This is a genomic window from Pectobacterium artocarpous (assembly GCF_046159765.1).
Lineage (GTDB): Bacteria > Pseudomonadota > Gammaproteobacteria > Enterobacterales > Enterobacteriaceae > Pectobacterium.
In genome coordinates this window covers 211,636-219,606 of record NZ_JBJXVK010000004.1, presented here as the reverse complement: position 1 = coordinate 219,606, position 7,971 = coordinate 211,636, and the positions used below count along the sequence as shown (strand labels likewise).

The 7,971-nt window shown below is 52.6% G+C and carries 4 protein-coding genes; 2 read left to right on the top strand and 2 right to left on the bottom strand.

The window, feature by feature from the left end:
- Nucleotides 1-323: 323 nt before the first annotated feature.
- Both ppx and ppk1 read right to left on the bottom strand, forming a co-directional pair.
- The gene (gene ppx / locus ACKQAD_RS04190; protein ID WP_409158980.1) at nucleotides 324-1,859 is read right to left on the bottom strand and encodes an exopolyphosphatase; all 1,536 of its coding nucleotides are present in this window, start codon (nucleotides 1,857-1,859) and stop codon (nucleotides 324-326) included.
- A complete protein-coding gene (gene ppk1 / locus ACKQAD_RS04185) occupies nucleotides 1,859-3,931 on the bottom strand; it encodes a polyphosphate kinase 1 (protein WP_409158979.1) in 2,073 nt (690 codons plus the stop codon). Before ppk1 ends, ppx begins: the two co-directional genes overlap by 1 nt.
- Before the next feature lie 217 nt (nucleotides 3,932-4,148).
- Here ppk1 and ACKQAD_RS04180 point away from each other — a divergent pair, with 217 nt between their 5' ends.
- Nucleotides 4,149-6,317, top strand: a complete 2,169-nt coding sequence (locus ACKQAD_RS04180) for an ABC transporter permease subunit (protein WP_409158978.1) — start codon at nucleotides 4,149-4,151, stop codon at nucleotides 6,315-6,317.
- A complete protein-coding gene (gene pstA / locus ACKQAD_RS04175) occupies nucleotides 6,314-7,960 on the top strand; it encodes a phosphate ABC transporter permease PstA (RefSeq protein ID WP_409158977.1) in 1,647 nt (548 codons plus the stop codon). Before ACKQAD_RS04180 ends, pstA begins: the two co-directional genes overlap by 4 nt.
- The last annotated feature ends 11 nt before the right edge of the window (nucleotides 7,961-7,971 follow it).

Genomic DNA, 7,971 nt, shown 5'->3' with positions numbered 1-7,971 from the left:
GTTGGAGTGAACATATCAAAAACAGGCAATTACACAATTTAAATTACAGTCTCCTGAGGTCGGTCGCGAGCGATGCAATCTGTGATACATCCATTTTACTCTCCTTAATACTGAGTTGGATTGATATCCGGTGGAAAGGAAGCGCGCCTTTCCGCTGAGGTTGCACGATAGTGGCGAAAATTCTCGCCAGCCATCAATTTAGTATCGACCCCATCCCGGTAAACTTTACCTCAACCGAGCTTCACCAGTCAGTTGGAGTGTTTAATTTTTCGACATCTAATCGTTTGGCGTGCGTTCAGATTAACCGACAACATTTCCAGCAATCAGGCTTTTTCTTCCTCTATCATCAGCTTCCAGCCGGTGACGTCCTGCCAATATTCCTGTTCCCGTTCCAAATCCAGCTGTACCAGCGTGTTGTTGGTAAAGAAGTCGCGTGGGAATGTCAGCGTCCAGTAGTTGTCATCGGTATGCAGCCGTAACGATTCCGGCGTTGTTGTTGCCTGACGCTGGTTGTTCAACAGCGTGGCAAGGCGCAGGAGCTGTACCAGTGGTAAATATTGTTTCTTTTTGAACAGGTTTAGCCGTGGCAATTCTTCCAGCTTGATCGCCTTACGATGCAGTCGCACGATCATCGACAGCACAAGCTGCTGTTCCTGATTGAAGCCAGGCAGGTTGGTATTTTGCAGAATGTAGGCGGAATGGCGGTGCATGCCGCTATGGTTAATGCCCAATCCGACTTCATGCAGCATGGAAGCCCAGTTTAAGATGGCCTCAAGCTGTGGGTGCACTAGATTAGGATTTTGCTCTGCCCACTGCGCATAAAGCTGCTGCGTGGTTTCCCGCACGCGTCGCGCCTGTTCGCGGTCGATATTGTAATGGGTCGCCAGACTCTGCGCGGTACGGATGCGAATATCCTGATGGCGGAAACGTCCTTCCATTTCGTACAGCACGCCTTCGCGCAGCGCGCCATCGGACAGGCGTAGTTCTTTGATCGCCAGCGCATCGAAAATACCACACAGAATAGCCAGACCGGGCACCAGCACTGACTGACGATCCTCGGACAGACCCGGCAGGCTCAGTGATTTGAAGTGCTTAAACTGCAAGATCTGCGTGCGTAGCTTCTCCAGCCGTTCGGGGGTAATCAGGCCGTCTTTTTCTCCCATCTCCACGAGAATTTCATGCGTGGCTTTGATCGTTCCAGACGCGCCGAGGGCGAATTTCCACCCGTATATACGGTATTCCCAAGACAGCGTTTCCAGCTTTTGCGCCGCAGCCAGTCGGGCCCGTTTGAAGTTGGTTTCGCTGATTTCACCGTTCGGGAAAAACTGTTGTGCGAAGCTGACGCAACCCATACGACGGCTTTCCACCAGCATCGGCTCGAAATCTTCACCGATAACCAGCTCGGTAGAGCCGCCGCCGATATCGATGACCAGCTTACGGCCTTTTTCCGGCTGCGTATGCTCCACGCCCATAAAGATCAGACGGGCTTCTTCGTGGCCGGAAATGATCTCTATCGGATAGGGGATGATATCCGCAGCACGGCGTAAAAATTCCTGCGCGTTGACCGCCTGACGCAGTGCGTGCGTGCCGACGATGGACACGTTCACGGCGGGGAAGCCTTGCAGGCGTTCAGCAAACAGCGCCAGACAGTTCAGGCCGCGTTGAATGGCCTCTTCGCTGAGTACATTTTTGTTATCCAGCCCGTCGGCCAGATGTACCCGTTGTTTTAAACGCCCCAATACCTGAAGCGCACCGTTTACCACGCGTGCGATTACCATGTGAAAACTATTGGAACCCAGGTCGATGGCGGCGAATTCTTGCGGCTTCATCTCGGTTTTTTCATTGTTCGTTAACGGCATTATTCAGGCTTATCTCCAGGTTGCTCCAACGCCTTGATGTAGTCGTAAATGGCATTTTGCGCACGTACTTTACGCTTGTTACCGCGTGATACATAGCGGTTGCTCGATTCTTTATCAACGACACGGGCTTTCACCGTATCACTGAACAGGATATCCAGCGTTTCCAACACGCGGTTTTTCAACGTAGGATCGAGTATTTCCACTGCGACTTCAATGCGGTAATCAATGTTGCGTGTCATCCAGTCTGCGGAAGAAAGGTAAACTTTCTTGTCTCCACCGTTATTGAAAACATACACCCGATCGTGTTCCAGATAGCGATCAAGAATACTGATGACCTGAATATTTTCACTGATCCCCGGTAAATTAGGGATGAGTGAACACATGCCGCGCACCAGCAGATTAATTTTCACGCCCGCAGAAGAAGCCTGATACAGCTTGTCCGCCAGCCCTTTATCCACCAGATTATTTACCTTAAGCGTAATGCCTGCATCGCGATTCGCCAGCGCGTTCTCGATCTCGGTATCGATCAACTGGTAAAGCCTGTCGCGGGAGTTTTGCGGCGATACCAGCAAATATTCGAAGCTGACCGGGCGGTAGGGGTTTTCAATGAAGTTAAAGACGCGACGTACTTCGTTGGTAATGCGTTCATCGGCGGTCAACAGCGAGTAGTCCGTATACAGGCGGGCGGTTTTCTCGTTGAAGTTACCGGTACCGATGTGCGCGTAGCGCACAATGTTTTCCCCTTCGCGACGGGATATCAGGAACAGTTTGGCGTGAATCTTCAACCCAGGCACCGAGAAAATCACGTGCACGCCGGCTTCTGTCAGGCGCTTCGCCCAATGGATGTTTGCCTCTTCGTCAAAGCGCGCCTGTAGCTCGACTACTACCGTCACTTTCTTACCGTTATGCGCCGCGTGGATCATCGAATTAATAATGCGCGAGTCTTTGGCAACGCGGTAAATATTGATTTTGATGGACAGCACATTGGGGTCGAAAGAGGCTTGTCGCAGCAGTTCCAATACGTGCTCGAAGGTGTGATACGGGTAATAGAGCAGCACGTCGCGCTCGCGGATCGCATCAAACCCATTGCGAAAATGGTTGAACCCAGTGTGTCGCAGGCGCGGCAACGGTTTGTTGACCAAATTGGCACGTCCGACGTTCGGGAAAGAGATAAAATCTTTGAAATTATGATAACGCCCGCCGGGGATAACGGAGTCATAGGAAGAGATACCCAGTTTATCCAGCAACATGGCGACCATCGCGTCCGGCATGTCGCGCTGATAGACGAATCTCACCGGTTCGGCGGTGAGGCGCTGTTTCAGACTGGAGGACATCAGTTCCAGCAGGCTGGATTCCATTTCGGTCACCAGATCGTATTCCGCATCGCGCGTCATCTTCATGGAGTACGCGTTCAGCGCATCATAATCAAAGAAGCCCTTGAAGATATCATCCAGGCAGTAGCGCAGAATGTTATCGATGAGAATCATGGTCTTACGACGGCGAGGTGCTTCCGCTGGCAGGTTGACGAAGCGCGGTATTTTATCCGAAGGAATTTCCAGCAGGGCGTAGTTGATCTCATCGCCATGAATAATCTCGACGGCAAGATAGGTATAGCTATCCTTCAGGAACTCCACCAGATCGGTTTCGTCAAAGATAAGTATTGGCGTGATGTGTGGACGCAGATATTGCCGGAAGTAATCTCTCAGCCACTCTTGCTGATTAGGAGAAACCTGACGTTCATTGACCAGAAAAATCTGGTTACGCGCCATCTCCAGCAGTAGCTCATTGTACAGACTGTCAAAGAGTTGATCGGTTTTGAGTACGCGCGCCTGAATTTTGCCTAATAGATGTCGCAGATTGCCGTCCATCCCCTGTTCTTCATTAATCAGAATGCGTCTTTTCAAATCGGCAAAACGGACTTTATAAAATTCATCAAGGTTGCTGGAGTAGATGCCCAGAAAGCGCATGCGTTCGATTAACGGATTGCTTTTATCTGCTGCTTCCTGAAGTACTCGTTCATTAAAGGATAACCAACTTAATTCTTTCTCTATGTAGAGTTTGTCCTGACCCATTGTCACTCCGCTCAACTCATGTACTGAAGGTTCATCCAATATTCATACCCTTCCTTTGTGGAGATAGGGTACAACAACATTATGGCGTGTTGATGACGATAAAATCTAATTCATAGACAGACTTACCATTGTCATATTATGGGTGTAAAGGCAACATATGCTATCCGCAATACGTTAACAACACGACTCTGGCGGCTTCACTCTAACGGCGAGAATAATGGTAAAAACAGGCAACACATCACAGTATCAGGATCGTCGACGCGCGTGGGTAGATCGTTTGGTTCACCGCATTGTTGCGGGCAGCGGGCTGCTGGTGCTGGCAATGTTGCTGTTGATTTTCTTCTATCTCCTGTATGTGGTGACGCCACTGTTCCTTTCCCCCACAGTTAACGGCCAAAAAACGGTACAACGCCACGCTGGGGAAGCGTCGCTGGCGTTGGGGCTTAGCGACAATGGGCAGATCGGGTTTCGCATCGACAGTCAGGGCTACGGTGAGCTTATTCCGTTTGCGGAAAACCAGCCCATGTCACGTATTCGGCTGGTTCCCGCACTGCATTTAGTGGCGCAAAGCCAGGGAGAGCGACAGATTTATGCTCTGAGCCAGCCCGACGGCCGCTTAGTCTTTGTGCAACCCGTGTTGTCACGTACGGAAAACCGTTCTCCTGTCTGGGGTTATCCACTCGGTGAGCAGGCTTATTCGCTTGGGTTGCCTGCGCAGCCGTTGCGTCATCTGGCGGTGGCATCGGTGGACAACACGCATGCCGTTGTTGCGGCCATCGGGCAGGAAAACGTATTGATTATTGCTGATGTTGATGAAAACGGCGTGCGTCAACGGGCACAAATTACGCTTCCGGCTGGCACGGTGAGTCAACTGTTGCTGAGTCCAGACGGGCAGCAGGTCTATTTGCTCATCGGCAACACATTAACGCTGTGGCAGGTAGAGGCGAATGCGCTGACGCTTAGGGAAGAACAGCAATTGCAGTTGGCGGAACCTCTGCATTTGGCACTATTGTCTGGCGGGCGGTCGCTGCTGGTTCAGACCGCGGACGGGCAGATTAGCCAATGGTTTGAGGTTCCTGGCGAAAAAGGCGCTACGCTGACGGAGATCCGCCAGTTTCCGCACGTCGTGGGGGAATCGCTGCTGATGGCAACAGAAGCACAGCGGCGAGTCTTTGCCACATTGAATGCACAAGGTGAACTGTCGCTGTTTGCCAGCAAGCAGTCGCATGCGCTGCTGACGCAGACGTTACCTGCTCATGCACAGGGTCTGGCATTTTCACCGCACGGCTCTGCCATGCTGGTTGAAACGGCACAGGGCTGGCATCGTTATCAGGTTGATAACCCGTATCCTGATATTGGCTGGCGCGGGCTGTGGCAAAAGTTGTGGTATGAGAATTACCCGGAGCCTGCCTATATATGGCAATCCACATCTGCGGATGACAGTTATCAGGCCAAATTCAGCATGATGCCGCTGATGTTGGGCACGATGAAAGCCGCGATTTACGCGATGTTGTTTGCTACGCCGCTGGCGCTGTCTGCGGCGATTTATACCGCCTGCTTTATGTCGCCGACGCTGCGGCGCTGGATTAAACCCACGCTGGAAATCATGGGCGCGCTGCCGACGGTTGTCGTCGGTTTGATTGCCGCCATCTGGCTGGCACCGCATTTTGCGACGTACCTGTCTGCTATTCTTGTCATGCCGATTTTATGGATTCTGGCCGTGCTCGGCTGCGGCTGGCTGATTGAATGCCTGCCGACGTGCTGGCGTCTCCGCTTCCCTGTTGGCTGGGACGTACTCTTTCTCATCCCTACGATCCTGCTGACATTCGTGCTCGGCTGTTGGATTGCGCCACGTATGGAAATCTGGGTGTTAGGACAGCCGCTGTACCAGTGGCTGGGCGATGATTTTGTGCAACGTAATACGCTGGTCGCGGGCGTCGCTCTCGGTTTCGCGCTGATTCCACTGATTTTTTCGCTGGCGGAAGATGCCTTGTTCAGCGTACCAGCACGTTTAAGCCAGGGGTCGCTGGCGCTGGGCGCGACGGCGTGGCAAACCCTGTGGCGCGTCGTGCTGCCGTCCGCCAGTGCCGGGATTTTTGCTGCGCTGATGTTGAGTTTTGGCCGCGCTGTGGGGGAAACCATGATTGTGCTCATGGCGACCGGCAACACACCGATTATGGATGAAGGCCTGCTTCAAGGCTTGCGCTCGCTGGCAGCGAATATTGCCATTGAAATGCCAGAAGCGGTAACGAACAGCGGTCACTATCGGGTGTTGTTTTTAACGGCTTTAACGCTGTTTGTGTTCACATTTATCGTGAATACGTTGGCAGAAATTATCCGGCAGCGCTTACGTCAACGCTACCGTGATGAAGGAGAAAACGCGTGAAGCGCTGGTTCCGTTCAGGAAAGCCCTGGGTGTGGCTGACCGCATCGTCAATTTCCATTAGCCTGCTGGCGATGTTGGCAATCATCGTGCTGCTGGCGGGGCAGGGCATGCGCTATCTGTGGCCGCAGCCAGTCTGGCTACTGACGTTACAGCCAGAACAGGGTGTGCAGCGCGCGCTAATGGGGGAAATTTATGCCGAACAGACGCTTTCGCCTCAGCAACTGGAACAGGCTGATTTAACGTCTGCATCTGGGGACGCTGAAACACGCTATTTGATCAAAATTGGCCAGCGTGAAATCCATGGCCAGAGCTTTCGTTCGTTGCTGTCACGCGACATTGTCCGTTTTGATAAACCCGCTGACATTCTGGTAGTAAAGCGGACCAACAATGGCACAGCCTATGGCTATCTGGCTGGTATGCAGGAAGGGGAGCAGCCGCTGGTGGCGACGGATCTCCCTGCGACCTTGCAACATCGCGTCGAACAGCTGCAAGGGTTGCTCGCGAAGGCGCAGGCCATCCGGATGGGTGAGATGGCGAAGATCAACCAGCAGTTTGAAGCGCTACGGCTGGAAGAGAAAAAGCGACAGCAGACTCGAACACTGGATAATCAGGCACTGGCCCGTCTTCAGGCTGAACGCATTGAATTGCAACGTCGCTTTGGTGAGCTGTCGCGTGAGTTAACCTCACTGAATCAGGACATTTATCGCGATACTGTGCAGCTACGAGATGCAAACGGCAGCATCCATGTTATCCCGCTCAGGGAGATAGAACAGGTCTGGTACCCAAATGCGATGAACCTGTGGCAAAAAATCAGCTACTGGGGCGATCAGACGAAATATATGCTGACGCACTACTCGCCGGACAGCAACAGCGCTGGCCATCTTTTTCCCGCAATCTTTGGCACGGTGCTGATGGTGGTGCTAATGTCCATTGTCGTGATGCCGCTTGGTGTGATCGCCGCAGTTTATCTGCATGAATACGCGGGGAAAAATAGCCTAACGCGCTGGGTGCGGGTGGCCGTAGTTAATCTGGCTGGGGTGCCTTCCATTGTTTACGGCGTGTTTGGGTTAGGTTTTTTTGTTTATCTCATCGGCGGCACGCTGGATCAGCTGTTCTATTCTGAAGCGCTGCCGAATCCGACATTTGGTACACCGGGGCTACTGTGGGCATCGCTGACGCTGGCGTTGCTGACGCTGCCGGTGGTGATTGTGGCGACGGAGGAAGGGTTGTCGCGTATCCCGATGTCGGTACGCTACGGCTCATTGGCATTAGGTGCCACTAAAGCCGAAACGCTGTGGCACGTTGTGCTGCCGATGGCGGTGCCCGCGATGATGACCGGTTTAATCCTCGCTGTGGCGCGTGCAGCCGGGGAAACCGCGCCGCTGATGTTGGTCGGTGTGGTGAAGTCAGTGCCAGTCTTGCCGGTAGACGATATTTTCCCTTATCTGCATCTTGAACGAAAATTCATGCATCTGGGGTTCCAAATTTACGATCTGGCATTCCAAAGCCCGGATGTAGAAGCGGCAAGGCCGCTGGTGTACATCACCGCGTTACTGCTGGTGCTGATTGTCGTTGGGCTAAACCTTGCAGCAATTGGGATCCGCCATGTTCTGCGTGAAAAATATCGTTCGTTATCACTGTGAAAGTAGGATGA